This is a genomic window from Paraburkholderia sp. J69-1, assembly GCF_905220255.1.
Lineage (GTDB): Bacteria > Pseudomonadota > Gammaproteobacteria > Burkholderiales > Burkholderiaceae > Paraburkholderia.
In genome coordinates, this window is the sequence record NZ_CAJMZG010000034.1 from 25,994 (window position 1) to 52,867 (window position 26,874).

At 64.1% G+C, this 26,874-nt stretch carries 25 protein-coding genes; 9 read left to right on the plus strand and 16 right to left on the minus strand.

The features are described from left to right. Positions 1-190 precede the first annotated feature (190 nt). A complete protein-coding gene (locus U5A67_RS37980) occupies positions 191-412 on the plus strand; it encodes a hypothetical protein (RefSeq protein WP_205987201.1) in 222 nt (73 codons plus the stop codon). Between the two features lie 94 nt (positions 413-506). Here the strand turns inward: U5A67_RS37980 and U5A67_RS37985 are convergent, their stop codons facing one another. Further along, positions 507-788, minus strand: coding sequence for a hypothetical protein (locus U5A67_RS37985; RefSeq protein ID WP_205987202.1), 282 nt, complete (start codon positions 786-788; stop codon positions 507-509). Positions 789-864: 76 nt separating this feature from the next. Then, on the minus strand, positions 865-1,644 hold the full coding sequence (locus U5A67_RS37990) for a Mut7-C RNAse domain-containing protein (protein ID WP_321818450.1): 780 nt from the start codon (positions 1,642-1,644) through the stop codon (positions 865-867). Between the two features lie 120 nt (positions 1,645-1,764). On the opposite strand from U5A67_RS37990, the gene U5A67_RS37995 reads away from it, so the two are divergent. Both U5A67_RS37995 and U5A67_RS38000 read left to right on the plus strand, forming a co-directional pair. Then, positions 1,765-2,637 carry an NAD(P)-dependent oxidoreductase gene (locus U5A67_RS37995; RefSeq protein WP_321818451.1) on the plus strand — a complete coding sequence of 291 codons (873 nt, stop codon included), beginning with the start codon at positions 1,765-1,767 and terminating at the stop codon, positions 2,635-2,637. A gap of 179 nt (positions 2,638-2,816) precedes the next feature. After that, positions 2,817-3,182, plus strand: a complete 366-nt coding sequence (locus U5A67_RS38000) for a response regulator (RefSeq protein WP_321818452.1) — start codon at positions 2,817-2,819, stop codon at positions 3,180-3,182. Between the two features lie 317 nt (positions 3,183-3,499). Here the strand turns inward: U5A67_RS38000 and argC are convergent, their stop codons facing one another. The 3 genes from argC to U5A67_RS38015 form a co-directional block, all read right to left on the minus strand. Further along, positions 3,500-4,447: an N-acetyl-gamma-glutamyl-phosphate reductase gene (argC, locus tag U5A67_RS38005; RefSeq protein WP_205987206.1), complete on the minus strand. Its 948-nt coding sequence runs from the start codon at positions 4,445-4,447 to the stop codon at positions 3,500-3,502. A gap of 253 nt (positions 4,448-4,700) precedes the next feature. After that, entirely contained in the window at positions 4,701-5,282 is a 582-nt protein-coding gene (locus U5A67_RS38010) for a flavodoxin family protein (RefSeq protein ID WP_321818453.1), read from the minus strand. A 213-nt stretch (positions 5,283-5,495) separates the two neighbouring features. After that, a complete protein-coding gene (locus tag U5A67_RS38015; protein ID WP_415768253.1) occupies positions 5,496-6,095 on the minus strand; it encodes a YbhB/YbcL family Raf kinase inhibitor-like protein in 600 nt (199 codons plus the stop codon). Between the two features lie 271 nt (positions 6,096-6,366). On the opposite strand from U5A67_RS38015, the gene U5A67_RS38020 reads away from it, so the two are divergent. Next, positions 6,367-7,068, plus strand: a complete 702-nt coding sequence (locus tag U5A67_RS38020) for a response regulator transcription factor (RefSeq protein WP_205987208.1) — start codon at positions 6,367-6,369, stop codon at positions 7,066-7,068. A 147-nt stretch (positions 7,069-7,215) separates the two neighbouring features. Here U5A67_RS38020 and U5A67_RS38025 read toward each other — a convergent pair whose 3' ends face one another. After that, positions 7,216-7,902: an orotate phosphoribosyltransferase gene (locus tag U5A67_RS38025; protein ID WP_205987209.1), complete on the minus strand. Its 687-nt coding sequence runs from the start codon at positions 7,900-7,902 to the stop codon at positions 7,216-7,218. A 413-nt stretch (positions 7,903-8,315) separates the two neighbouring features. Here U5A67_RS38025 and U5A67_RS38030 point away from each other — a divergent pair, with 413 nt between their 5' ends. Next, on the plus strand, positions 8,316-9,623 hold the full coding sequence (locus tag U5A67_RS38030; protein ID WP_321818455.1) for an MFS transporter: 1,308 nt from the start codon (positions 8,316-8,318) through the stop codon (positions 9,621-9,623). Between the two features lie 570 nt (positions 9,624-10,193). Next, a complete protein-coding gene (locus U5A67_RS38035) occupies positions 10,194-12,479 on the plus strand; it encodes an NADP-dependent malic enzyme (RefSeq protein WP_321818456.1) in 2,286 nt (761 codons plus the stop codon). Between the two features lie 102 nt (positions 12,480-12,581). Here the strand turns inward: U5A67_RS38035 and U5A67_RS38040 are convergent, their stop codons facing one another. Then, entirely contained in the window at positions 12,582-16,178 is a 3,597-nt protein-coding gene (locus tag U5A67_RS38040) for an indolepyruvate ferredoxin oxidoreductase family protein (RefSeq protein ID WP_321818457.1), read from the minus strand. A gap of 433 nt (positions 16,179-16,611) precedes the next feature. Between U5A67_RS38040 and U5A67_RS38045 the strand changes: the two genes are divergently transcribed. Beyond that, positions 16,612-16,791 carry a hypothetical protein gene (locus tag U5A67_RS38045; protein WP_205987227.1) on the plus strand — a complete coding sequence of 60 codons (180 nt, stop codon included), beginning with the start codon at positions 16,612-16,614 and terminating at the stop codon, positions 16,789-16,791. 165 nt (positions 16,792-16,956) lie between these two features. On the opposite strand, the gene hppD is transcribed toward U5A67_RS38045, so the two are convergent. After that, the gene (gene hppD / locus U5A67_RS38050; RefSeq protein ID WP_321818458.1) at positions 16,957-18,054 is read right to left on the minus strand and encodes a 4-hydroxyphenylpyruvate dioxygenase; all 1,098 of its coding nucleotides are present in this window, start codon (positions 18,052-18,054) and stop codon (positions 16,957-16,959) included. Between the two features lie 144 nt (positions 18,055-18,198). Here hppD and U5A67_RS38055 point away from each other — a divergent pair, with 144 nt between their 5' ends. Further along, complete coding sequence (locus U5A67_RS38055) at positions 18,199-18,699, plus strand: Lrp/AsnC family transcriptional regulator (protein WP_205987214.1); 501 nt, start codon at positions 18,199-18,201, stop codon at positions 18,697-18,699. An 85-nt stretch (positions 18,700-18,784) separates the two neighbouring features. On the opposite strand, the gene U5A67_RS38060 is transcribed toward U5A67_RS38055, so the two are convergent. The 8 genes from U5A67_RS38060 to paaA all read right to left on the minus strand — a co-directional run bounded on the left by U5A67_RS38060 (position 18,785) and on the right by paaA (position 25,300). Beyond that, positions 18,785-19,450 (minus strand): GNAT family N-acetyltransferase, encoded by a 666-nt coding sequence (locus U5A67_RS38060; protein ID WP_321818459.1) that lies wholly within the window; start codon positions 19,448-19,450, stop codon positions 18,785-18,787. A gap of 272 nt (positions 19,451-19,722) precedes the next feature. After that, positions 19,723-20,325, minus strand: a complete 603-nt coding sequence (locus tag U5A67_RS38065; protein WP_205987216.1) for a TetR/AcrR family transcriptional regulator — start codon at positions 20,323-20,325, stop codon at positions 19,723-19,725. Positions 20,326-20,353: 28 nt separating this feature from the next. Further along, entirely contained in the window at positions 20,354-21,250 is an 897-nt protein-coding gene (locus U5A67_RS38070; protein WP_321818460.1) for a DUF1835 domain-containing protein, read from the minus strand. A 264-nt stretch (positions 21,251-21,514) separates the two neighbouring features. Further along, on the minus strand, positions 21,515-22,603 hold the full coding sequence (paaE, locus tag U5A67_RS38075; RefSeq protein ID WP_205987218.1) for a 1,2-phenylacetyl-CoA epoxidase subunit PaaE: 1,089 nt from the start codon (positions 22,601-22,603) through the stop codon (positions 21,515-21,517). Position 22,604: 1 nt separating this feature from the next. Then, a complete protein-coding gene (gene paaD, locus U5A67_RS38080) occupies positions 22,605-23,129 on the minus strand; it encodes a 1,2-phenylacetyl-CoA epoxidase subunit PaaD (protein WP_321818461.1) in 525 nt (174 codons plus the stop codon). Between the two features lie 40 nt (positions 23,130-23,169). After that, positions 23,170-23,976 carry a 1,2-phenylacetyl-CoA epoxidase subunit PaaC gene (paaC, locus tag U5A67_RS38085; protein WP_321818462.1) on the minus strand — a complete coding sequence of 269 codons (807 nt, stop codon included), beginning with the start codon at positions 23,974-23,976 and terminating at the stop codon, positions 23,170-23,172. A 10-nt stretch (positions 23,977-23,986) separates the two neighbouring features. Continuing rightward, the gene (gene paaB, locus U5A67_RS38090) at positions 23,987-24,271 is read right to left on the minus strand and encodes a 1,2-phenylacetyl-CoA epoxidase subunit PaaB (RefSeq protein ID WP_205987221.1); all 285 of its coding nucleotides are present in this window, start codon (positions 24,269-24,271) and stop codon (positions 23,987-23,989) included. 30 nt (positions 24,272-24,301) lie between these two features. After that, a complete protein-coding gene (paaA, locus tag U5A67_RS38095; RefSeq protein ID WP_321818463.1) occupies positions 24,302-25,300 on the minus strand; it encodes a 1,2-phenylacetyl-CoA epoxidase subunit PaaA in 999 nt (332 codons plus the stop codon). A gap of 300 nt (positions 25,301-25,600) precedes the next feature. On the opposite strand from paaA, the gene U5A67_RS38100 reads away from it, so the two are divergent. Then, the gene (locus U5A67_RS38100) at positions 25,601-26,860 is read left to right on the plus strand and encodes an SGNH/GDSL hydrolase family protein (protein ID WP_321818464.1); all 1,260 of its coding nucleotides are present in this window, start codon (positions 25,601-25,603) and stop codon (positions 26,858-26,860) included. Positions 26,861-26,874: the final 14 nt, after the last annotated feature.

The following is a 26,874-nucleotide window of genomic DNA, read 5'->3' on the forward strand; positions in this document are numbered from 1 at the left end:
TATCCGAATTGAAAGCCGGTTGTCTCCCGGAAAATACACCAGTCCGATTGCGGATGACAAAGCGCCTACGCTGCGTGATACTGCTTCGCGCGAAACGGCTGCCCAGATCGGCCAGCGGACCTTTTCGCGACTTCTCGCTTATTCAATTCACAACGTGCCGGTCATATTTGTCAGGTTTGGGGAACAACAGATGAACAAGATTCTCGCCTCGCTTATCGCAGCATCCGTCGCACTGATTTCGGTTCAGGCCATGGCTCAGGACGCATCGGGCGCAGCCGCGACCGCTCCGGCAGCCAGCGCACCGGCCAAGGCCAAGAAGCAGCACAAGAAGCTCAAGCACCACGGCAAGCGCGCTCCGGTTTCGGATGCAGCTTCGGCCGCCGGCACGAACGACAAGGGCATGCAGAACTAAAGCGCGCCTGCGCCTCGTTCCGCGAGGCGCAAAGGAAAAAGCCAGAGCGAAGCAATTCGCTCTGGCTTTTTTTATCCCTTATCGAGGGCGCCGATCAGGCGTCTTTCGCGAGGCCCGCTTTCAGCAACTCGGTCAGCAGGCCGGTCAGGCCTTCCGGGTGGCTTTCCGCGCGCGTCTTGAGCTGCGCGACCAGATCGGCGTTCAGCTTGCAGGCGAACGGCACGAGGCCCGCAGCCTGGTCGAGCTTGCGCTGTTCGCGACGATCGAGTTCAGCGGGCGTCGAGCTTTTGCCGAAGCGGTCGGGGCCGGCTTTGTGGGTTGCTTGCATCAGCTTCAGCGCCTTGTTTTTCTCAAGGTCGAACTTCTTCATGGCCATGGATTCGGCTCCGGTATTTGGGCAGTGGCGCGCATTGTACGCAAACGCCCGCCCGCGTCCATCGAAGTGATTGGGGTCAGGGTGAAGCGTTGCCGTCTTCAGGTGCTTGCGTGGTGCCGGCGCCCGATACATCGTCGATCAGCGCGCGCATGCGGCGCCAGTGCGTGCCTTCCCAGAACACGCGTGCGCAGACATCGCAAGTCACGAAGCGCGTATGCCGTTCGAACACGCCTGCCGGCACGCGCGTTTGCACGTCTTCGCGCGCGATGCGGCGCAGCGGCGCGTTGCAGGTCAGGCATAGCCGGAAGGGGCGCACGCTGGCCGCCAGATCGAGCCGCTCGAACAGTTCGTCGAGTTGCGCGCGCGGCTTGATCGCGCGCACGTAGCAGCCGTGCGTGATGGTGCGCCGCTTGAGCAGTTCGCGGTCGCGCGTGAGCACGATGCGATGTTCGGCCGCGGCGATCGACTCGATGGCTTCGTCGGCGAAATGGTTGTCGTAGAGCGTGTCGAAACCGGCAAGCCGCAGCAGTTGCGCGACGCCGCCTAAGTGCGCATCGGCGATAAAGCGCAGTTCGCGCAGCGGATTCGTGCGCACGCGCAGCAGCGGCCGGATATCGAGCGCCTCGAACTTCGGATACACGGCGACGCGGTCGCCATCCGCGAGCGGATGCTCGAAACCCACCGATTCGTCGTTCACGAGGATCAGCTCGACCTCGGTGTGCGGCACGCCCAGCGACTCGATCATGTGCTTGGTCGTGGCGTTCGCCGCGCACGCGCAGCTGAACGCGCGGCGACGCTGCGCCCGCGCGAGAAAGTCGTTCAGCTCCTCGTAGAAGCGAAAAGTGGCGGTGACCATGCAAAGCAGTATGGCACTGCGCGACGGCCCGTGACACGCCACGGCTGCGGCAGCTCCGGCTCGACTGCAGAGGTCGCCGCACTATGCTTTACTTCGAGGTCTCACTTTCTGGAGCATGTGATGGATATCGGTTTTATCGGCCTGGGCGAAATGGGCGGCGCGATGGTCGCCAATCTGCTGAAGGCGGGCCATACGGTGCGCGTGTGGAACCGCTCGCCCGAGAAGGCGCAGGCACTGGCCGCGGCCGGTGCGCGCGTCGTTGCGACGCCCGCCGAAGCTTTTGCGGGCGATGCCGTGCTGTCCATGCTCGCCGACGATACGGCGCTGCGCGTCGTGATCGACGCCACGCTGCTCGAACACGCGCCGCGCGGCCTCGTGCACGTGAACATGGCGACGATTTCAGTGGCGCTGGCCGAAACGCTCGCGCGCGAGCACGCCGAACGCGGTCTGCATTACGTGGCCGCGCCGGTGCTCGGACGCCCCGACGTGGCGGCGGCGGGCAAGCTCACGATAGTCGCGGCGGGCGCTGCCGAAGCGATCGATCGCGTGCAGCCGCTCCTCGACGCCATCGGCCAGAAAACCTGGCGGATCGGCGCGCTGGCGCAGCAGGCCAACGTGATGAAGCTCGCGGCGAATTTCATGCTGGCTTCGGCGGTGGAGACGCTGGGCGAGGCGTCGGCGCTGCTCGGCGGCCACGGCGTAGCGATGCGCGACTTCCTCGACGTGATTACCGGCGGCATCTTTCCGGGTCCGGTTTATGCGGGTTATGGCGGCATGATCGCCGAGGATCGCTACGAACCGGCGCTTTTTAAGGCGCGTCTGGGCCTGAAGGATGTCCGGCTCGCACTGGCCGCCGCCGAGGCGGTATCGACGCCGTTGCCCGTCGCCAGCGTGGTGCGCGACAGCCTGATCGAAGCCATCGCCCACGGCGACGGCGAACGCGATTTTGCCGTGCTCGGCAAGGTCGCCGCACGCCGCGCGGGCCGCGGTTAAGCGGCTCCTGGTGAATTTGAGCGAATCAGGGCGCAAGCGCGGGACTTCTGCGCGCGCGTTCTGGTCAAATTCTTCAGACGACCGCGTGCTGACGTACGCTGTCCAGCCGGGCGGTCGTCGACAATCTGAACACCTTGCCGCGCAATGCGTGCGCGGCTACAGCAGGAAGGGAGACGGCGATGGACACGCGCATCCTGATCGCCGACGATGACGAAAAATCGCTGGCAGGTCTCAGCAACTTGCTGGCCGATCTGCAATACGCGACGGCCATCGCCACCACGTTCGCCGATGCCACCGAAGCCGCCACGCGCTTCGTGCCGGACGTGCTGCTGGTCGCGCTGTCCCTCGCGCCGAACGACGATTTCGCCGCGCTCGCGCGCGATCTGCGCGCAGCCTGCGGCGCGCGCAGCCCGATGCTGATCGCTTTGAGCGGATGGGGCGAATCGCAGCACCGCGACGAAGCGCTGGCCGCAGGCTTCGACGTTCATCTGGTGCGCCCAGTGGGGCTCGATCAACTGACCTTCATTCTTTCGATGGTGGCCTGACGCTCCATCCGGTCGTGGCGCTCATTCAGTCCGACATCCATCGGGGTAATCCTGATCGCCATTTCGTTGTTTTTACGAGACAACAAGGGTGCGTACTACTTTACATGTTGCGACGCACCAAGTAGTCCGATACAATGGTTCTTGTCTCCTCCATGTCTCCTCTGATATGGATTCAGCCCGCCTACCATTGGCGGGCTTTTTTTCGTCTGTACGATCCGCATGCCTGCTCGCGGCGCCACACCGGCGCGGCGCACAAAGAAAAAGCCCGACACTTTGCAGTGCCGGGCTTTTTGATATTCGCGACGCTTCTGGCGGCGTCAGGCCTTCAGACCCGTGTCTTCCGCCGCGCCAATCGCCAGATTCATACACTGGACCGCGGCGCCCGATGCGCCCTTGCCCAGGTTGTCCAGGCGCGCAACCGTCACGAACTGCTCTTCGTTGCCGAACACGAACAGGTCGACGCGGTTCGTGTCGTTGTTGGCCTGCACGTCGAACGCGTTGTTGTCGAGGTTGGCCTCGGCGTTGAACGGCATCACGCGCACGAACTGCTCGCCCGCGTAGTACTCGGCGAACAGCGCCACCACGTCTTCAGGCTTCGTCGCGCGCGTGAGCTGCGACGGCGTGAAATAGGTCGTGACCGCGAGGCCCTTGTAGAACGGGCCGACGATCGGCGTGAACACGGGCGGGCTCTTGAGGCCGCCGTGGAAGGCCATTTCCGGCAGATGCTTGTGCTTGAGGCCGAGCGCGTAGGGGCGCGGGCTCATCAGCTTCGGGTTACCGCCGGCTTCGTACTCGGCGATCATCGACTTGCCGCCGCCGCTATAGCCGGTCAGCGAGTAGCTGTGTGCGGCGAATTCGGGCGCGACAAGGCCGGCTTCGACGAGCGGGCGCATTGCCAGCACGAACGCCGAGGCGTGGCAGCCCGGCACCGCGATGCGCTTCGCGTTACGAACCTTCTCGCGCTGCGCCTTGGTGAGTTCGGGCAGGCCGTAGGCCCAGTCTGCGTGGGTGCGGAACGCCGTGCTGGCGTCGATCAGGACCGTGCGGTCGTTCTCGACGAGCGATGCCGATTCGCGCGAAGCGACGTCCGGCAGGCACAGGAACGTGACGTCCGACGCGTTGATGAGACGACGGCGTTCCTCGACGTCCTTGCGCTTCGCCTCGTCGATCCGCAGGATCTCGACGTCGGCGCGCTGCGACAGGTATTCGAAAATCTTCAGGCCGGTCGTGCCTTCCTGTCCGTCGACAAAAACTTTCGTGCTCATCTCGCTTCCTCTGAAACGCGGGGATTGCGGGCGCCGCCCGCCGCACAGGGAAAATGTGCGGCGATCACCGATACGGCGCGGGAACGGTATTTTAAGACCGTATGCCGCCACACGTGTGACGCGTGCGGGAAAAAAATCGGGCTTACCCTGGTGGCGGCCGCTACCGCTGGCCGTTCGGATAAGACCCGGCGCGCCGCGTGCGGTTCGGGGCGCAAACGCGCGAGAGGCGTTCGCGCCCGCGACTCAAGACCCATCAGGCCTCGGCTGCGCGCCCGGCCAGCCAGCGCGCCGTGACGGCCGCCACGCGCGCGCCGAAGGCCTTCGCGGTAGCGAGATCGCCGGGAGGCGGCGCTTCTTCGGGCGTGGCATCGGCGGGCGACTGGGCGAGCAGGCCGGTGAAGCCGCCCACGAAGTTCAGGTCGTTGCGCGTCGCTGCCTTGGTGTTCGACGGCATCATGCCGGTGCCCGTCCAGATCATGCTGTGCTGCATCGCCAGCGTGACGAAGTACTGGATCGTCGAGAACTTGTCGCCGTTCATGGTCGCCGAGTTGGTGAAGCCCGCGGCGATCTTGTCTTTCCACTTCTGCGTGAACCAGGCTTTCGAGCTGGCATCGGCGAACTTCTTGAAGTCGGCGGACGGGCCGCCCATGTAGGTCGGCGCGCCGAACACGATGGCGTCGGCGGCGTCGAGCGCGGCCCAGCCGGCATCGTCGATGTCGGCGACGGCGAGCAGGGTCGCCTGCGCGCCCGCATCCTGCAGACCGGTGAACACGGCTTCGGCGAGCTTCTTCGTGTGGCCGTAGCCACTGTGATACGCAACGACGATTCGGGACATGAGGCACTCCAGTTGCAGGTCGGATGAAAGGACGCAGCGGCAGGCTGGCTGCGCCTGACATGGTAGCCGCTGTCGTGCGCACTTTTCCTGACAGATGCGCAGGTGTGTCGAGATGACAGTATTTCGTTCGCCGATGTAATGCGACCGGTGTCTATGTCGATTGCAAACGTGTCGCCTGAACGTGTTGCCTGAACGTGTTGCGTGAGACGCGCCTCAGCGGCCGTAAGTCACCGTGAGTTTCGCACTGCCGAGCGTGGCGTCTTCGATTTCGTGGTCGAACATCGTCGCTGGGCGGCCCGGTGCGAGCGCGAGTTTGTCCACCTTGAGCGCGTAGACGGTCACGATATAGCGATGCGGTTTGCCAGCCGGTGGACACGGGCCGCCATAGCCGTCACCGGCGAAGTCGTTGCGCGCCTCGATCGCGCCCATCTTGCCGATCGCGCCCGACGCGCTCGCGTTCTCGGGCAGCGTCTTCACGTGTGCCGGAATATCCGCGACGGCCCAATGCCACCAGCCGCGGCTCGACGCATCGGGATCGAAGATTGTCACGGCGTAACTGCGCGTGCCGGCCGGCGCATTGCGCCAGGTCAATTGCGGCGATCGATTGCCGCCTTTGCAGCTATCCTGATTAAACACCTGCGCGACAGCGACCTTGCCGCCGTCGTGAAAGTTCGCGCTGCCGATCGCAAAGGCATCCTGCGCATGGGCGGCCAGCGGCATCGATGCGAAGATCAGCAGGGTAGCGGCCACGATGCTGCGCGTTCGTGTCCTGGCAGTAGAACCGTTGTGTGCTTGCGCTGTACAATAGAGCATCATGTTGGCAGCTCGCATTGCGCCGTTCTCCTGAGTGTTTGTTAAAGATGTCTAACATACTTCTGACGGCGAGCGCCGATTTGTGCGCCAGATCGGATATCGTTCAATATATCGGTAATAAAAGGATAAGTTCTGGGCATATAGCGGCGGTGCGGACGAGGAAATCGGCTATAGTCGCGAGCTTTCCTCAGTACGTGGAAATGCGGGGTTCCGGGGATGCACGGGGCGATCAAAAATCAACGACGAGCAGGACTGTCTCCACGGAGGGGTGATGCAGCAGCAGCCAATCAGGGTCGTAGTCGCGGACGATCATCCGGTGATCTTGTTCGGCGCGGAGCATGCGCTTCTGAAGTTTCCGGGCATTCAGGTGGTCGCTCGCGCTCGTCAGTCCACCGAACTGATCAAGGCGCTGCAGTCGACGCCCTGCGATGTGCTCGTGACGGATCTCGCGATGCCAGGCGGACAATACGGCGATGGCTTGCCGCTAATCGGTTATCTGCGCCGCAATTTTCCGGACGTTCCCATCGTAGTCCTGACGATGCTCGAGAACGCCGCGCTACTGAAGCGTCTCGGCGAACTGGGCGTGATTGCCGTCGTCCACAAATCCGACGATCTCAGTCATATCGGCCTGGCGGTGCAGCACGTGAGCCGCAATCTCGAATACATGAGTCCGCAGGTGAAGCTCGCGCTCGAATCGCTGCGGATCAATAGCGGCGGCAAGAACGACGAAGTGATTCTCTCGAAGCGCGAACTCGAAGTCGTGCGGCTGTTCGTGTCGGGTATGACGATCAAGGAAATTTCCGAGAAGCTCAACCGCAGCATCAAGACGATCAGCACGCAGAAGAACACGGCGATGCGCAAGCTCGGTCTCGATCGCGATTCGGAACTGTTCCAGTATGCGCAGAGCAACGGTCTGCTCAATCTCTCCTCGCATGCGCCCGACGAAGGGCTGGGCAGCGAAGTGACGCCATGAGTTTTAACGCCAGGGTCTAAGGCCAGGGTCTCGGCGCTCAGGCGCCGGGACATCGGCGCATAAAGAAAAAGGCCATCTGCCTGTGCGGCAGATGGCCTTTTTGCTGTATCGGCGAGCCACGCGATGCGTCGCCCGCCGTTCGCATACTTACTGCGGTGCGGAGGTCGCGCCGCCGTGCGCCGCGGACCATTCGGCCGGTGCGTGCAGGAACTTCTCGACTTCGTCGAGCGTCTTCGTTTCGAAGTAGCCCGACTGCTTGGCGACGCGCAGCACGTCCCACCACGTAGCCAGTGCGTGCAGGTCGACGTCGATGTCCTTCAGGACCGAAACGCTTTCCTTGAAGATGTTGTAGTGGAACAGCACGAAGCAATGGTTCACTTCAGCGCCTGCGGTACGCAGCGCGTTGATGAAGTTGATCTTGCTGCGGCTGTCCGTGGTCAGGTCTTCGACGAGCAGGACGCGCTGGCCTTCGGTGAGCAGACCTTCGATCTGCGCATTGCGGCCGAAACCCTTCGGCTTCTTGCGCACGTACTGCATCGGCACCATCAGGCGGTCCGAGAGCCATGCCGCGAACGGGATGCCCGCGGTTTCGCCGCCGGCGACGGCGTCGATCTGTTCGTAGCCGACGTCGCGCAGGATCGTCGCTTCGGCCATTTCCATCAGGCCGCGGCGCACGCGCGGGTACGAGATCAGCTTGCGGCAGTCGATATAGACCGGGCTCGCCCAGCCGGAAGTGAAGATGAAGGGCTTTTCGGCATTGAAGTGCACGGCCTTCACTTCGAGCAGCATTTTCGCGGTTGCGTCCGAGATCGTCTGGCGATCGTAGCCTGTCATGGGCGAATCCTTGGATATGAGTGCGGAGGAGGGTGGGCGCTGGGCCCGGTGGCGCTGGCACGGCGAGTCCGGATGTGGTGCATCGGAACCCACGGTGCGCGGTCTGGATGGCGTCGATTGTCTGAGGTTTGGCTTTGGCCTGGCTTCAAACGACCCGCTCGGTCCGGACGGCTTCTCTTGCGCGCGTAGGCCGGTATTTTACCCGACTTGACGGTTGCCGACGAGTCGCGCTGACAGCGCCGCGCCTGAAACGGGTTAGCGCTTTGTAGGGCGCGATCGGAGCGGGTGAATCGACGGCGATCCGGCGTCAATCCGGCGGTCATGCTGCGGCGATCCGGTTGTGGGCGATTTATCGCGCCAGTAAACTCTCGCCGGTTTTCGTCGGGCTCGCGCCCCAGCACAGGATTTTCGCCATGTCTCCAGGTTCCCACTCCGCTCCGCCGCCCGATGACGCGCCTGCCGATACCGCCTTCGCGCCCGCCGCGATCGCGCATCCGGGCAGCGCCACGTCCCCGCGCGCTCATGCCGTGCGCGCGCTCGTCGCCTCCGTGCTCGGCTACGCGATGGACGGCTTCGATCTGCTGATGCTCGGCTTCATGCTGCCCGCCATCGGCGCGGATCTGCATCTGAGCGGCGCGCAGGCCGGTTCGCTCGTCACCTGGACGCTGGTGGGCGCGGTGGTGGGCGGCATCGTGTTCGGCCTGCTGTCCGACCGTTTCGGGCGCGTGCGCGTGCTGACCTGGACGATCCTGCTGTTCGCCGTGTTCACGGGGCTGTGCGCCTTGTCGCGCGGATACACCGATCTGCTCGTCTACCGCACGATCGCCGGGATTGGTCTGGGCGGCGAGTTCGGCATCGGCATGGCGCTGGTGGCCGAAGCCTGGCCGGCGCGGCTGCGCGCGCGGGCCTCGTCCTATGTCGGGCTGGGCTGGCAGGCGGGCGTGCTCGCGGCGGCCCTGCTCACGCCGATGCTGCTGCCCTTGATCGGCTGGCGCGGCATGTTTGCGGTGGGTCTGCTGCCGGCCGTGGCGTCGTTTTTCGTGCGGCGGCAAGTGGAGGAGCCGGAACTGTTCGTCGCGCATCGCGAGCGCGCCGCGCAGGCCGCGCCGCAGGACAAGCCGCGCGCACTGCGCCTGCTGGTCGCCGATGGCCGCACCGCGCGTGCGAGTCTGGGCGTGGCGGTGCTGTGTTCGGTGCAGAACTTCGGCTATTACGGGCTGATGATCTGGCTGCCCGCGTATCTGTCGAAGTCCTTCGGCTATTCGCTGACGAAATCCGGCCTCTGGACGGCGGCGACCGTGGCGGGCATGGCGTGCGGCATCTGGCTGTTCGGCGTGGCTGCGGACCGCTTCGGCCGCCGCCCCGCGTTTCTGGTGTATCAGGTGGGCGCCGTGGTGATGGTGTTCGTCTACGCGCATCTGAGCACGCCGTTCGCGCTGCTCATCGGCGGCGCGGCGATGGGCGTGTTCGTCAACGGCATGATCGGCGGTTATGGCGCGCTGATTTCCGAGCTTTATCCGACCGCCGCGCGCGCGACCGCGCAGAACGTGCTGTTCAACATCGGCCGGGCGGTGGGCGGTTTCGGGCCGCTTGCCGTGGGTGCGCTGGCCGCGCGGTATTCCTTCACCGCAGCGCTCGGCATGCTGGCCGCGATCTACGTGCTCGACATCCTCGCCACGCTGTTTCTGATCCCCGAACGGCGCGGCGCCGCGCTCGAATAAGCGCATATCGGTGTTAATCGGCATCACGCGGCGTACGGAACGCGGTGTGTTCCACGCGCAAAGGTGCGGCGCAACGCCGCACTGCATGGCAAGTCAATCCGCATGGTGTGCCGCAAACGCGCAACAAGGCTGCCACGACGGCGCAACAATCCTGCGAAAAGTGTCCGGCGCATCGCGCACTGCGGCGCGCCGCCCGTGTCGCGAACCGCATGCATCCTGATCTGGCGATCCGATAAAAGCGTCGTACGGCGCCGAAATGTCCCCTACGCCCCGCCCGCAGGGCGTCTGCGCGCGCCAAGCCGCGCGCCGCGGCGACCTTCATCCCGGCGCAATGCCATCCAGCACAAATCTCCGGTATCAGTCTTTGACCCAAGTAGTCTCGAACATCGCCAGGTGTACACTAATTGCCCCGCTTTTTTGCCGGTGCCGTTTCGTCCATGAACCGGTCCGTCGCCGCTGCCGTACACGTTGAGCGCGAGTCGAGCAAATCGGCGGGACTGTGAACACAACGCGGTCACAACGCGAACATAAACATTCCTCTCTCGTCTCTCACGTCTGGCAGGCCCGAAAATGGATGAACAACTGAAGCAAAGCGCGCTCGCTTATCACCAGAATCCGAAGCCCGGCAAGATCTCGGTCACGCCGACCAAACCGCTCTCGAACCAGCTCGACCTCTCGCTCGCGTATTCGCCGGGCGTGGCGTATGCGTGCGAAGCGATCCACGCCGATCCGCTCGATGCGCAGAAGTACACCTCGCGCGGCAACCTCGTCGGCGTCGTGACCAACGGCACGGCTGTGCTCGGTCTCGGCAATATCGGCCCGCTCGCGGCCAAGCCGGTGATGGAAGGCAAGGGTTGCCTGTTCAAGAAGTTCGCCGGTATCGACGTGTTCGACATCGAACTCGCGGAAAGCGACCCGGACAAGCTCGTCGAAGCGATCGCCATGCTCGAGCCGACGCTCGGCGGCATCAACCTCGAAGACATCAAGGCGCCGGAGTGCTTCTACATCGAGCAGAAGCTGCGCGAGCGCATGAAGATTCCCGTCTTCCACGACGACCAGCACGGCACGGCGATCATCGCTTCGGCCGCCATCCTCAACGGCCTGAAGGTCGTGGGCAAGGATCTGGGCAGCATCAAGCTGGTGTGCTCGGGTGCGGGCGCGGCAGCGATCGCCTGTCTGGATCTGCTGGTCAAGCTCGGCGCGAAGAAGGAAAACATCCTCGTTACCGACTCGAAGGGCGTGATCTATGAAGGTCGCGGCAACCTCGATCCGTCGAAGCAGCGCTACGCGGCGCACACCGAAGCGCGCACGCTGGCCGACGCCATCAAGGGCGCGGACGTGTTCCTCGGCTGCTCGAGCGCAGGCGTCCTGAAGGCCGAAATGGTCGTCGAAATGGGCACCACGCCGCTGATCCTCGCGCTGGCCAACCCGGAGCCGGAAATCCGCCCGGAAGAAGCCAGGCGCGTGCGCCCGGACGCGATCATCGCCACCGGCCGTTCGGACTATCCGAACCAGGTCAACAACGTGCTGTGCTTCCCGTTCATCTTCCGCGGCGCGCTGGATGTGGGCGCGACCACCATCACGGAAGAGATGAAGCTCGCGTGCGTGCGGGCGATTGCGGAACTCGCCGAAGAAACCGATCAGGGCGACGAAGTCGCGAAGGCCTATGAAGGCCATACGCTCGAATTCGGCCCGGAATACCTGATTCCGAAGCCTTTCGATCCGCGCCTGATCATCAAGATCGCGCCGGCCGTGGCGCAAGCCGCGATGGATTCGGGCGTGGCCACGCGTCCGATCGCCGACATGGATGCGTACCGCGAAGAGCTGGGCGCAACCGTCTACCGCACGGGCATGGTGATGCGTCCGGTGTTCGCGGCGGCGAAGGCGAGCCAGGCGCGCATCGTGTTCGCGGAAGGCGAAGACGAGCGCGTGCTGCGCGCGGCGCAATTCGTGCTGACCGAGAAGATCGCCAAGCCGATCATCGTTGGCCGTCCGTCGGTCGTGGAAATGCGTCTGAAGAAGATGGGCTCGAAGCTGCGTGCGGGCACCGACTTCGAAATCGTCGATCCGGAAGACGATCCGCGCTTCCAGAAGAGCTGGCAGGCGTACCACGAACTGGGCGCGCGCCAGGGCATCACGCCGGAAGTGGCGAAGGCCTCGATGCGCAAGTTCAACACGCTGATCGGCGCGATTCTCGTCCATCTGGGCGACGCCGACGGCATGATCTGCGGTCTGCTCAACAGCTACGACTATCACCTGAAGTTTGTCGAGCAGGTGTTCGGCAAGGCGAAGGAAGCCGAGAACTACGCGGCGATGAACCTGCTGATGCTGCCGGGCCGCAACCTGTTCATCAGCGACACCTACGTGAACGAAGTGCCGAGCGCCGAACAGCTCGCCGACATGACGATTCTCGCCGCGCGCGAAATCGAGAAATTCGGCATTACGCCGAAGGTCGCGCTGCTGTCGTCGTCGAATTTCGGCAGCGTGCGTTCGTCGACCTCGCAGCGCATGCAGGCTGCGCGCCAGCTGCTCGCAGAACGCGCGCCGCAACTGGAAGTCGATGGCGAAATGCACGGTGACGCGGCGCTCTCGGAAATGATCCGCAAGCAGTCGTTCCCGGGCACCACGCTCGCGGGCGAAGCGAACCTGCTGATCATGCCGAACGTGGAAGCGGCGAACATCACGTACAACCTGCTGAAGATGATCGGCGGCGAAGGCGTGACGGTCGGTCCGTTCCTGCTGGGCGCATCGAAGCCGGTGCACATCCTCACGCCGGCGGCGACGGTGCGACGCATCATCAACATGACGGCGGTGGCTTCGGCTAACGCGGCTGTGAACAAGGCTGCAGAGAAGTAAATCGCGCCAGGCTTAAAGGCTTGATGTGAAAAAGGGCGCTCCGTTCAACACGGAGCGCCCTTTGTTTTTTTACCGCCTCAAAACGCTGGCTTCAACACGCCATCAAGCCGCGTGGCGCGCCGCGCCATTCTCCGGCGCGCGCCACTTCGCGAGCAGCGTCGTCCACTTCGCGCGCGTGGCCTTGAGGTTGTTTTCCTTCACGTGGCCGTAGCCGCGAATCGCGTCGGGCAGCATCGCCAGTTCCAGCGCGAGCGGCAGGTTCGCCTCGCTCAGCCCGCCGATCACTTCGCGCATCAGCGTTTCATATTCGCCGATCAGCGCGCGTTCGTGGCGGCGTTCCTCGGTGCGGCCGAACGGATCGAGCGCCGTGCCGCGCAGGAACTTGAGCTTCGCGAGCACGCGCATCGCGGTGAGCATGCGCGGGCCGTATTGCTTCTTCTGCAGATGGCCCTTGTCGTCGTGCTTCGCGAACGAAGGCGGCGCGAGATGGAAGTGGATCTTCCAGTCGCCTTCGAAACTCGCCTTGATCTTCTCGACGAAAGCCGGATCGGCGTAAAGGCGCGCGACTTCGTACTCGTCCTTGTAGGCCATCAGCTTGTGCAGGTTCTTCGCGACGGCTTCGGTGAGCGCTTGCTGGCCATCGACGTGATCGAGCTTCGCTTCCGCGCGGCGCACCTCGTCGACGAAGGCGCGATAGCGCTGCGCATAGGCATCGTTCTGGTAATCGGCGAGGTATTGCGCGCGCTTGTCGATCAGCGCGTCGAGCGCCTTGGGCGAATGCAGCGAGACGATCCTGGCGCCCGCGGCGTTCTGCTCGCCCGCCGGTTTCTTCGCGAGGGCATCGACGGCCGCGCGATCGTGCGCGACGCGGCGGCCCCATTCGAACGCCGCGAGATTCTTCTCCACCTGCACGGCGTTCAACTCGATCGCGCGCGTGAGCGATTCGTGCGTGAGCGGCAGCCAGCCCTTTTGCCACGCATAACCGAGCACGAACGGGTTCGTGTAGATCGCGTCGCCCAGCAGCGCGAGCGCGTAACGGTTGGCATCGACGGTCGCGACGTTGTCGACGCCCGCTGCCGCACGCACATCGGCTTCGGTATTCGAGCCCGGGAACTGCCACTGCGGGTTCTTGATGAACTCGGCGGTCGGCGTGGCGGCGCTGTTGAGCACCACATGCGTTTGCCCGGCCTGCATGCGCGAAACGCAGTCGTCGCCGGCGGTCACGATCGCATCGCAGCCGATCACGAGACTCGCTTCGCCCATGGCGATGCGCGTGGCGTGGATATCGTCGGGACGGTTGGCGATCTGCACGTGGCTCATCACCGCGCCGCCTTTCTGCGCGAGGCCGGTCACGTCGAGCACGGTGACGCCCTTGGCTTCCAGGTGCGCGGCCATGCCGAGCAGCGCGCCGATCGTCACCACGCCCGTGCCGCCCACGCCCGTCACCAGCACGCCGTAGGGGCGGCCGATTGCGGGCACGTCGGGCGTCGGCACCGGCGGCATCGCTTCATTGGCGACGCGGTCGGTCTTCGGCTTGCGTAGCTGGCCGCCTTCGACGGTCACGAAGCTCGGGCAGAAACCCTTCACGCACGAGTAATCCTTGTTGCAGGTCGACTGGTTGATCTGGCGCTTCGTGCCGTATTCGGTGTCGAGCGGTTCGACCGAGAGGCAATTCGACTGCACCGAGCAATCGCCGCAACCTTCGCAGACGGCCTCGTTGATGACCACGCGCTTTGCCGGATCGGGATAGGTGCCGCGTTTGCGGCGGCGGCGCTTTTCCGTGGCGCAGGTCTGGTCGTAGATCAGGATCGTCGTGCCGGCGATCTCGCGCAGTTCGCGCTGCATGGCGTCGAGCTGGTCGCGATGATGAATCGTCACGCCCGGTGCGAGCTTTGCGGCGGCTTCGCCGTCGTATTTTTCAGGATCGTCGGTGACGATCACGATCTTCTTCGCGCCTTCCGCCGCGAGCTGATGCGTGATCTGCGGCACGGTCAGCACGCCGTCGACGGGCTGGCCGCCCGTCATCGCGACCGCGTCGTTGTAGAGGATCTTGTAGGTGATGTTCGCCTTCGAGGCGATGGCCGCGCGAATCGCCAACAGGCCCGAGTGGAAGTAGGTGCCGTCGCCGAGATTCGCGAAGATGTGCGTGTCGTTGGTGAACGGCGCCTGGCCGACCCACGCCACGCCTTCGCCGCCCATCTGGCTGAAGGTGCTGGTGCTGCGGTCCATCCACACGGTCATGTAGTGGCAGCCGATGCCGGCCATCGCGCGCGAGCCTTCCGGCACGTTGGTCGACGTGTTGTGCGGGCAGCCCGAGCAGAACCACGGCTTGCGTTCGACCTGCACGCGCGGCTTCGCCAGCGCCTTTTCCTTCGCCTCGATCACGGCGATGCGCGCCGCAATGCGCGCGCGCACGTCGGAAGGCAGATCGAGCTTGTCCAGACGCGTGGCGATCGCCTTGGCGATGATCGCGGGCGAGAGTTCGTAGTGCGCGGGCAGCAGCCAGTTGCCCATCGGCACCGACCATTCGCCGCCTGCGCCGTCTTTTTCGTCGAATTTGCCGTACACGCGCGGACGCTGCGCATCCGGCCAGTTGTACAGCTCTTCCTTGATCGCGTATTCGAGGATCTGGCGCTTTTCCTCGACCACGAGAATCTCTTCCAGCCCGCGCGCGAAGGCCTGAGCGCCTTGCGCTTCGAGCGGCCACACGCAGCCCACCTTATAGAGACGAATGCCGATGCGCGAGCAGGTTTCGTCGTCGAGACCCAGGTCGGTGAGCGCCTGGCGCACGTCCAGATACGCCTTGCCGGCGGTCATGATGCCGAAGCGCGCATGCGGCGAATCGATCTCGATGCGGTCGAGCTTGTTGGCGCGCACGTAGGCGAGGCCCGCATACCACTTGTAGTCGAGCAGACGCGCTTCCTGCACGAGCGGCGGATCGGGCCAGCGGATATTCAGCCCGCCTTCGGGCACGAGGAAATCTTCCGGCAGCACGATGCGCGTGCGATACGGATCGATTTCGACCGATGCCGACGATTCCACCACGTCGGTCACGCACTTCATCGCCACCCAGAGGCCGGAATAGCGGCTCATCGCCCAGCCGTGCAGGCCGAAATCGAGATATTCCTGCACGTTCGAGGGGAACAGCACCGGCAGGCCGCAGGCCTTGAAGATATGTTCGGACTGGTGCGCGAGTGTGGAGGACTTGGCCGCGTGATCGTCGCCGGCCAGCACCAGCACGCCGCCGTGACGCGACGAACCGGCGGAATTGCCGTGCTTGAAGACGTCGCCGCAACGGTCGACGCCCGGCCCTTTGCCGTACCACATCGAAAACACGCCATCGTGTTTCGCCGACGGATACAGGTTCACCTGCTGCGAACCCCACACGGCGGTCGCGGCCAGGTCTTCATTGACGCCGGGCTGAAAAACGATTTGATGGGCGGCGAGGTGCTGCTTCGCTTTCCAGAGCGACTGATCGAGACCGCCCAGAGGCGAGCCGCGATAGCCTGAGATGAACCCCGCGGTATTGAGACCGGCGGCCTTGTCGCGTTCCTGCTGCAGCATCGGCAGACGAACCAGCGCCTGGATGCCACTCATGTACGCGCGGCCGCGTTCGAGGGTGTATTTATCGTCGAGCGTGACGGAAGCGAGTGCGGCTTCAAGCGAAGCGCGCTGACCTGCGTCGAGCGGGGCATTCATTATTTGTCTTCCTCCATCCAACCAATCCGTTTTGGGATCGCCAGAACTTTCGGTGGCCGCGGCATCTTGTGAATGCTTTGGCCGGGCTCGCCATATTGGCGTCTTTTTTTCGATAGTAGCACTCGGACAAACCCGCCGCTTTGCATCATAAACACGGCGAAATTTGCCGCTTTGCAGCATTTTTCCGATCTTTCCCGATTTTTTGCGCTCGCGACGCGACGGCGCTTCTGAAGCCCGCAAATCCCTTGTAACAAAGGATGTGTCGAGATTGAGTGCCACGTAACAACGTGTAAATGTTGCACTTACCAGGAACCGCTCTTGAATATCCTGTCTAACTCCCTCACTTGAGCGAACTGCGTAGCGCCATCCAGATATTGGGGCGCAAGCGCTGATTGCTCAGTGAGAGGCAAGTCTGAAAAAAGGAGTACACAAGATGAACAATCGACATATCCAGACCTTCTTGACGGTATCGGCAGCGTTCTTCGCCATGAGCGCGCCCCTGCATTCGAATGCCCGTACCCAGGGCGCGAACGCAGCAACGTCGTGCGCGCAGATTACGCTGTGCGCGAAGGCTGACTCGAACCCGCTGCCGGCCCCCAAGGTCGGGCGTTAAGCCGTTCAAACCAGGATTTCGACGATGTTGCGCTGATCCGCGCCGCATCCCATTCACCTGAATTCGCGGCCGTAGGTGTGCGGCGGCGGTTCAAAAACTAAAAAGGGCGAAGATCGCGTGATCTTCGCCCTTTTTGCATTTATCGCCGCTTGGCTTGCCCGAGGTTCAAGCCTTGTCCTGCACCACGCCGCGGCGAATCTGATCGAGTTCGATCGATTCGAACAGCGCCTTGAAGTTGCCCTCGCCAAAGCCCTGATTGCCCTTGCGCTGGATGATCTCGAAGAAGATCGGGCCGATCTGGTTTTCCGTGAAGATCTGCAGCAGCAGGTCTTCGGGCAGCCCGTCGATCAGGATCTTGCGCTTCTTCAACTCGTCCAGCGGTTCGGTGTGGCCCGGAATGCGGCGGTTCACCAGCTCGTAGTACGTGTCGATGGTGTCGAGCAGCGCGATCTGCGAAGCGCGCAGGCCATCGACCGTGCCATAGATGTCGTTGGTGCCGAGCGCGATGTGCTGGATGCCTTCGCCGTGATACGCGTCCAGATATTCCTGGATCTGGCCGGCCGTCTCGCCGCCTTCCTCGTTGATCGGAATGCGGATCTTGCCGCACGGCGAAGTCATCGCCTTCGACTTCACGCCCGTCACCTTGCCTTCGATATCGAAGTAGCGGATTTCGCGGAAATTGAAAAGGCGCTCGTAGAACTCCGCCCATTCGTTCATGCGGCCGCGGTGGACGTTGTGCGTCAGGTGGTCGATGTAGGTCAGGCCGTGGCCGGCCGGGCTCTGGTCCGCACCCTCGATCGGCACGAAATCGACGTCATAAATGCTGATGTCGCCGATGCTGCCCGGCTGCGCGCCGTTCTTGCCGCGCCAGCGGTCGACGAAATAGATCAGCGAATCGCCGATACCCTTGATCGCCGGGATGTTCAGCTCCATCGGGCCGGTCTTGTTGTCGAAGCCCCAGGCGCCCAGATCGAGCGCGTGCTTGTAGGCCTTGGCGGCGTCGTCGACGCGGAAGGCGATCGCGCAGATCGACGGGCCGTGCAGGCGCGCGAAGCGCTGGGCGAATGAATCCGGCTCGCCGTTGACGATGAAGTTGATGTCGCCCTGGCGGTAGAGCGTCACATCCTTATGGCGATGGCGCGCGACAGCCGTGAAGCCCATGCGCTCGAACAGCTTGCCGAGCGCCTTGGGGTCCGGCGCGGTGTATTCGATGAATTCGAAGCCGTCGGTGCCGACGGGGTTCTCCCAGGTGGGAACCTGCATGCTTGTCTCCTGATTCGCGCTTCAATGAGTGATTTCGTGCGACAAAGTGTAGCCGTGCGGTCTGGGCGAAAACTTGCGAACTTAATCGCGTGCGCGTTGATTTGAGCTATAAACTGCCTTCATTGGATACATCGAAGGCAGAAAATGGCGAGCATCGAACTGGACGCGATCGACCGGCGAATTCTGGCGATTCTTCAGGAAAATGGCCGGCTCTCGAATCAGGAGATCGCCGATCGGGTGAATCTTTCGCCCAGTCCGTGTCTGCGGCGCATCCGCCGGCTGGAGGAGAGCGGGGTGATCCGCACGTATGTGGCGTTGCTCGACGCGCAAAAGCTCGGCCTGGATCTGCTGGCCTATGTGAACGTGCGGCTGGAGAAGCGCGGGCCGACCGCTTCGGGGCGCGAGGGCGTGACGCACGCGGAGCTGTTTCGCGCGGCGGTGCAGACCTGGCCCGAAGTCGTGGCGTGTCACGCCATGACCGGCGATATGGATTTCCTGCTGCGCGTGCAGGTGGAGGATATGGCGCACTTTTCGCGCTTCGTGCAGGACCAGTTGCTGCACCATCCCTCCGTAATCGACGTGAAGTCGAGCTTTTCGCTGCAGACGTTCAAGGAGACGACGGCGCTGCCGATCTCGCAAACGTAAAGCGGTTTTGAAAGCCGCAGACGTAAAAAAAGCGGCCGAAGCCGCTTTTTTCATTCTTGCTCGTTCAACCCAGGCCGGGCAGAAGTCAAGCCGCGATAGCCTGCGGCAGGATCGTTTCGATCAGCTTCGATGCCTGGCGCGCCTGACGCTTGAGCGCGTAGTCGAACACCGCAGCCTGCTCCTGGAGCATTTCCGCGATGATGCTGCTCTGGTCGGCCGGTTCCAGCGAGAGATACGCGTCGGCTTCGCCATAGGCGTACTCGATCTTCATGCCCGACTTCTTGGCGATGTGCATCATCGTCGAGTTGCGCGACAGGCAGTGCATGTACAGCGTGGTGACGTGCGTGTTGCGGCTGCGGATGGCGGCGCGCTCGAACAGCTTCGAGCCGATGCCCTGGCCGCGCGCGCTTTCGAGTACCGACACGCCGAACTCAGCCGTGCGGCCGTTGCCGTCCGCCGGCAGATAGGCCAGATGGCCGACGCCCACGAGTTGCAGCTGATGGTCGAACACGCCGAACACGGTGTCGCGCGTGAAGTCCATCGAGCGCACGTAGTTTTCGAGCACGTGGTCGGGCGCGGCCTGGCCGAAACGCAGCAGGCGGTCGTCGCTATCGAGCGCGAGAAAGTGCGTGAGCAGGCGTTCGCGGTCTGCCGAGGTGAGGACGCGCACCATGGCCGGCGAATGTCCGGACGCGAGCGGGCGGCCGGATGCGAGGATCGGCTCCTTGGCTTGGGTCGAAATCGTGGTCATGTGGGGTCCTCCCTGAATACGAAACGCGGCGCATGGATGATGCGCCGCAAAACGAATTCTAGCGGAAACCCCGGGGTCGATCTAGGGAAAACCCGGATTACGGATTTGAGTGTTGCGCCTAATTAATAAATTTCAGCACGTAATTCGTTGATTTTTAATGGGTATGTGTGCTGAATAGCTTGACGCGTCAACTGTTGTGACTGCACATCATGTTGCGCTGCATCAATCTGGCCCGAATTGATCGAGCGTTCGCAAAATTCGGCGAGGCGTGCTCAGGGGCTTTGCAGACCGTGATCCATGACGTCGATCACCTGCTGGGCGAAGTCGCGGTAGCCCATGCGGCCGCCCGGCTTGAGCCAGGTGAAGGTCCAGTTGATCATGCCAAACAGCATCATGGTCAGCGAAGTCTGGTTGTCCGCCGTCACCTGGCCCGGGTAGGCGCGCGCGAGCTGGCGCGTGAACGCGGCGACCACATCGCGCTGGCGGTTCAGGATGATTTCGCGCTGGGCGTCGACAAGGTATTTCACGTCGTTGAGCAGGGCCACATGGCGGCTGTGCGAGGTCTCGTATTCGGCGAGAAACGCGCGGATCAGCTCGGCGAAACATTCGCGTTCGTCGAGGCCGCGTCGCTGGCTCGCGCCTTCCACCTCGGCGATGATCAACATCAGGCGCTTGGTGTAGCGGTCGAGCAGATCGAACAGGATCGCTTCCTTGCTCTCGTAGTAGTGATAGAGGCGCGCCTTCGAGGTGCCGCTCGCGGCCGCGAGATCGGACATCGATGTGCTCGGATAGCTCGTCTGGGCGAACTTGGCAGCGGCGAGTTCGAGGATCTGGTCGCGCTGGGTTTCGTGGTCGGGCGCTCGGGTGCGGGCCATGGTCTATCGGCAGGGATTCAGCGAAGGATCAGCGGGAAAGGGAAAGATGCGCGGCTGCGTGCACCGGAATGGGGCGCGAGGCGCGCTCCGCGCGGGTGTTCTGCGTGCAGCCGCTGGCGCTGTCGTTGCGCGAGGCGCACAGGTCGTCGCGCAGGCGCAGTTCGCCGGCGGCGGCCAGTTCGCGCAGGCGCCACAGCACGACCGGCTCGCCGACCCTAAAGCCCGCGCCGCCGCGCACGAGTGCCGCGCCCAGCGTGTCGCAGGCGAGCCACGGCGCGCTGGCCGCAGCGGGCGGCGCGGCTTCGCCGAGGATGTCGAGAATCTGCGTGTCGAGATCGGCCAGCGTGCCGCTCGTGAAGGTGTTGTCGCGCCAGCGCCGCGTTTCGCCGTTGGCGAACTTGGCTTCCTGCCATTCGAGCGCGAGGCGCGTGATGCGCAGCACCGAGATCGGCGCGGCATCCGGCACGCGAGCCTGCAGGCGCGCGGCGGCTTCGTCCTGCGAGCCGGCCAGATCGGCGGCCGTGAGGCGCACTTCGTTCAGGCGTTGCGGCGCATTGCGCAGGCGGTAGCAGGCGCGGCGCAGCGCGAGCTGGTCGGCGGCGTCGGGCGTGTGCCAGATCACCACGTTGGCGTTGCCGGCTTCCAGCGCAGCGAGCGCCGTGCAGTCCTGCTGCGCCAGCGTGTGCAGCACGCCCGCTTCGTTGCACTCGCCATCCACGCGCTGCCAGAACGCCGCGCGTTGCGCCGCACCCGGGTCGGCTGCCTCGTCGATATCGCGCAGCGGCCCGACCGTGAGGTCGTCGGCTAGCGCGATCACTTGGCTCGCCGATTGGGCGGCTGCCGGGCATGCGGCCTCGCGGGCCAGCAGAGCCTGACGCAGCGCGGCCGCTGCCGGCTCGCCGTGGATGAGGTGAATCGTGGTCATCGACAACTCGTTGCGTTCACCATGAACGCCTTGAACGACTGAATAAGTGCCAGAAGCGCGCCGATGCGCACAACGACAAAAGGGACCGACCGCACCGATGCAGCGCTGCGCTGCACCACTCGCGGGCGGCCCCTAGTGTAAGCGGATCGCTGGAGCGCCGAAAGCGTGCTGTTGCTCTAAGGTCTATTCGTCACACATATTGCTGGACGAAAAAACCGCACGCTCGCGGCGTCGCGCTGATGAGTGTTTGTGATGAGTGCTCGGTTAGCGTTCGTCGAAACTCACCACTACGCGCTCGCTCACCGGATGGCACTGGCAGGTCAGCACAAAGCCGTCCTTCACTTCCTGCTCCTCGAGCGTGTAGTTCTTGTCCATCTTCACTTCGCCTTCGAGCACCCTCGCGCGACAGGTGCAGCACACGCCGCCCTTGCACGCATACGGCAGCGCCAGACCCGCCTTCAGGCCGACGTCGAGCAGGCTCACGCCCTCATAAGGCAGACGCAGCTTGCGCTTCTTGCCGTCGATGACGATTTCCAGCTCGGCGGCCGGCGTGCTTTCGGTGATTTCGACGATGGGCACGCCCGCCTGCGGCAACGGCGAACCGAAGCGCTCGACATGCACTTTCTGCTGCGCCACGCCTGCGTCCTTGAGCGCGGCTTCGGCGGCATCCATCATCGGGCCGGGACCGCAGATAAAGGCTTCGTCGATTTCCTCGGCCGGCAGCAGCGACTCGATGAAGGCCGCGCACTTCTCCTGATCGAGCACGCCGTTGAACAGCTCGACGTCCTGCAGATCGTCGGACAGCACGTGATAGAGGCGGAAGCGGTCCATGAAGCGGTTCTTCAGGTCTTCCAGCTCCTCGGCGAACATGATCGCGTCGACGCTGCGGTTGCCGTAGACCAGCGTGAAGGCGCTGCGCGGCTCGCCTTCGAGCGTCGTCTTGATGATCGCCAGCACCGGCGTGATGCCCGAACCGCCCGAGAACGCCACGTAATGCTTGCCGTGCTCCGCGTTCAGGTGCGTGAAGAAGCGTCCGTCGGGCGTCATCACGTCGATTTCGTGGCCCGGCGCCAGCTGGTCGAAGGCGAAATTCGAGAAACGCCCGCCGCGCACGCGCTTGATGCCGATGCGCAATTCGCCGTCGCGGTCGTAATCGGTCACACCGACGCAGATCGAGTACGAGCGACGCGTTTCTTCACCGTCGATGTGGGTCTTGAGCGTGACGAACTGCCCTTGCGTGAAGCGATACGCGTCGCGCAGCTCGGGCGGAACTTCGAAAGCGACGGAGACCGCGTCCGCGGTTTCGGGCCGCACTTCGCGGATGCGCAGCGAATGGAATTGCGGAGTGGCCATATCAGTACGGTTTGAAGTAGTCGAAGGGTTCGCGGCAGTCGATGCAGCGGTAGAGCGCCTTGCACGCGGTCGAGCCGAACTGCGCGAGGCGTTCCGTGTGCTTCGAGCCGCAGCGCGGGCAGACGGGCGCGGGCAGTTTCGGCATGAAGGTGATCGGCTGCTCGCCTGGTTGCGCGGCCGGGCCGCAGTTGCCCGCGGGCGGCGCGATGCCGTAGGCGCGCAGCTTTTCGCGCGCGGCTGCGGTGATCCAGTCGGTGGTCCAGGCGGGCGTGAGCGTCGTCACGATGCGATGCGGGGCGATCTGCGCGGCGTCGAGCGCGTGCGCGACATCCTCGGCGATCTGCGACATCGCCGGGCAACCCGAGTAGGTGGGCGTGATGACCACTTCGAGCTGGCCGTCATCGGCGCGGCGCACGCCGCGCAGAATGCCGAGTTCGCGGATCGACACCACCGGAATCTCCGGATCGGGCACCGATTCGAGCACTTGCCAGGCGCGTTCGAGTGTTTGATCGGCAGTCGCTTGCATCGTCGTGACTTCCTCTTTGTTTCGCGTCGTTGCTACGTGCTTACCAGCGTGCGCCGGGATGCTGGCGCGCGAGGCTCTGCATTTCGGCGAGCACGAAGCCCATGTGTTCCGAATGCTCGCCGAGCTTGCCGGTCGTCACGTGCTTCACCGGCGCAGGCGCGGTGAGCGTGGCTTCTTCCAGCGCGGCTTCGACATCGGCGCGCCAGGCGGCTTCCAGTTGCGCGGCGAGCGGCGCAATGCCGGCTTCGGCGACGGCGGCTTCCACCGCATCCGTGCTGAAGAATTCGCGCGTGTAGGGCATCAGCCAGTCGAGCGCGGTTTGCGCGCGGCGGTGCGATTCCTCGGTGCCGTCGCCGAAGCGGATCAGCCATTCGCGCGCGTGATGCACGTGGTAGCGCGTTTCCTTGATCGAGCGTTCGGCAATCGCGGCCAGTTGCGGGTCGGCCGAGCGCAGCAGCGCGGTCCACAGATGCGCCATCAGCGACGCGTAGAGGAAGTTGCGCACGATCGTCACGGCGTAATCGTTGGCCGAATGCGTCGTACCGGCGAGCGGGCCGAAGTGCGGCAGCTCCGCGAGCGTGTAGTTGGCGAACTCACGCTCGGCGCGGAAGTAGGCGTAATCGTCCTCGGTGCGCTCGCGGCCGTTGAGCGACTTGTCGAGCGTCGCGGCGTGCGTGTAGAGCAGGCGCGCCTGGCCGATCAGGTCGAGGCTCATGTTGGCGAGCGCGATGTCTTCTTCGAGGATCGGGCCGTGGCCGCACCATTCCGAGTTGCGCTGACCGAGGATCAGTGCGGTATCGGCAAGGCGCAGCACGTAGGCGAGATGTTCGGGCGTGGGCGTCGTCATGGTCGCGCTCTTACATGTGGTTGACTTCGTCGGGCAGCGTGTAGAACGTCGGATGCCGATAGATCTTGTCGCCGGCCGGTTCGAACAGCTCGGCCTTTTCGCTCGGGTCCGACGCCGTGATCGCCGCGGACGGCACCACCCAGATGCTCACGCCTTCCTGGCGCCGCGTGTAGACGTCGCGCGCCATGCGCAGCGCCATCGACGCGTCGCTCGCGTGCAGGCTGCCGCAATGTTTGTGGTCGAGGCCCTGCTTGCTGCGCACGAACACTTCCCAGATCGGCCATTCCTTGTTCATCTTGCTGTCTCCTTCCAGTGTGGGTTGCGATCAGGCGGCGTGCTTGTCGGCGCGCTGACGCTGCTTTTCGGCGTGGGCGAGGGCGGCTTCGCGCACCCAGGCGCCTTCGTTATGCGCCTTCACGCGGGTGCCGAGGCGTTCGCGGTTACACGGGCCGTCGCCGTTGACGACGCGCCAGAATTCTTCCCAGTCGATCGTGCCGTAGTCGTAGTGGCCGCGCGCTTCGTTCCATTTGAGATCGGCGTCGGGCAGCGTGACGCCGAGCACCTTGGCCTGCTCGACCGTGGCATCGACGAACTTCTGGCGCAGATCGTCGTTCGAGATGCGCTTGATGCCCCATTTCGCCGATTGATTGCTGTGCACGGAATCGGCGTCGCTCGGGCCGAACATCATCAGCACCGGCCACCACCAGCGGTTCACGGCCTGCTGGACCAGTTCGCGCTGCGCGTCGGTGCCGCTCATCATCGCGAGCAGGGCGTCGAAACCCTGACGCTGGTGGAACGACTCTTCCTTGCAGATGCGGATCATGGCGCGCGCATACGGGCCGTAGGTGCATCGGCACAGCGGGATCTGGTTCATGATCGCCGCGCCGTCGACCAGCCAGCCGATTACGCCGACATCCGCCCAGGTCGGCGTCGGGTAATTGAAGATGCTCGAATATTTGGCTTTGCCAGCGTGCAGCGCGTCGACCAGCTTGTCGCGCGAGACGCCCAGCGTTTCCGCCGCGCTATAGAGATAGAGGCCGTGGCCCGCTTCGTCCTGCACCTTGGCGAGCAGGATCGCCTTGCGCTTGAGACTGGGCGCGCGGCTGATCCAGTTGCCCTCCGGCAGCATGCCCACGATTTCCGAATGCGCGTGCTGCGAAATCTGGCGCACCAGCGTCTTGCGGTAGGCGTCGGGCATCCAGTCCTGCGGCTCGATCTTGCCGTCGGCTGCCATGATCGCGTCGAACTGGACCTGCTCGGGCGACGCCGCCGCCGTATCCAGCGGTGCGACATTGCCGGGAATGTCGAGGGATTGCGTGTACATGGGGACGCTCTCGTCGATGTTGGGTGTGGGGTGCAGTATAAACCAACCGACCGGTCGGTAAATGAATATTTTGAGCTGGGTCAAAAGGGCGCGAAGCGGTGTTGGGGCGCGCCGTTCCACTGTTTGAGTTTTAGTGGATCGAACCGGTGATCTGGAGGAAATTTTTTGAGGTGCGCGAGGCGCGTTGGTGGAGCGCTTGCGCCAGGCGGGCTGTCAGGAGGATGGAAGGTCGTGATCCGGGCCATGGGGCACAATGGTCGCTTTGCCCGACTCCGCGCAATCACGCGCGCATCCGACCGCATGAAGATTTCCTTTGCTACTACCGCGGCCGGCGCCGCTTTGCTCGTTTCTATCGGCGCGGCCACGCCGGCTTTTGCCCAGCAGCCCGCCGGCGGCCATTGGGTGACGAGCTGGGCCACCGCGCTCCAGTCCATTCCGCAGCGCGAGGCATTGCCGCCGCTTTATCGTGCGCCCGAGGTGGCGGGGCGCACCGTGCGTCAGATCGTCTATCCGACGCTGGGCGGCGAAGTGGCGCGCGTGCACATCAGCAATCTCTATGGGCGCACGCCGCTGGTGATCGAATCGATGGCGATTGCGCCTTCGGCTGGCGGCTCGGCGGTGAAGCAGGCCGAAAGCGTGCGCGTGACGTTTGGCGGGCGCCAGTCAGTTTCGCTGGCTCCGGGTGCCGAGCTCGATAGTGATCCGGTGCATATCGGCCTGAAGCAGTGGGCGCCATACGCCATCAGCAGCTATATGGGCGCGGGGCAGACGATGGTGGCGTGGCACCGTGTGGCGAGCCAGGTGAATTACGTGTCGCGCCCGGGCGATCATGTTGCCGATCCCTCGGTTGGCGCGTTTCCGGTTCGCTTCACGCAGTACGCGTGGGTGACGGGGCTGGCGGTCGAGGCGCCGGGTGCGCAGACGATTGCCGCGATCGGCGATTCGATCACGGATGGCATGCGTTCGTCGCTCAATGAGAACCATCGCTGGCCGGATGCGCTGGCGCGGCGTCTGGCGCACGAGCGCACGGATCTGGCGGTGATCGATCTCGGCATTAGCGGCAACCGGCTGCTGAGCGATTCGCCGTGTTACGGCGAGGCGCTCGAACGCCGCTTCCAGCGCGACGGGCTGGGACATGCCGGCGTGCGCACCGCGGTGCTGCTGATTGGCATCAACGACATCAACTTCCAGGCGATGCCGCCGCGTTCGGGGCTCGACTGCGATTTCCCGCACACGCAGGTGAACGCCGACGATCTGATCGGCGGCTACAAGCGCGTGATTGCGGCGGCGCATGCGCGCGGCGTGCGTCTGCTCGGCGCGACCATCACGCCGGCGGCCTTGCCGCCTGAGCGCGAGGCGATCCGCACGAAGGTGAATCAATGGATTCGCACGAGCGGGCAGTTCGATGGGGTGGTGGACTTCGATGCGGCGCTGCGTGATCCGGCCGATCCGCTGCGTCTGCGTCGCGACTACGACAGTGGCGACCACATTCATCCGAGCGACGCGGGCTACGCTGCGATGGCGAACGCCGTTCCGCTGACGGCAATTGCTGGAAAGTGAAGAAATATGGGCGG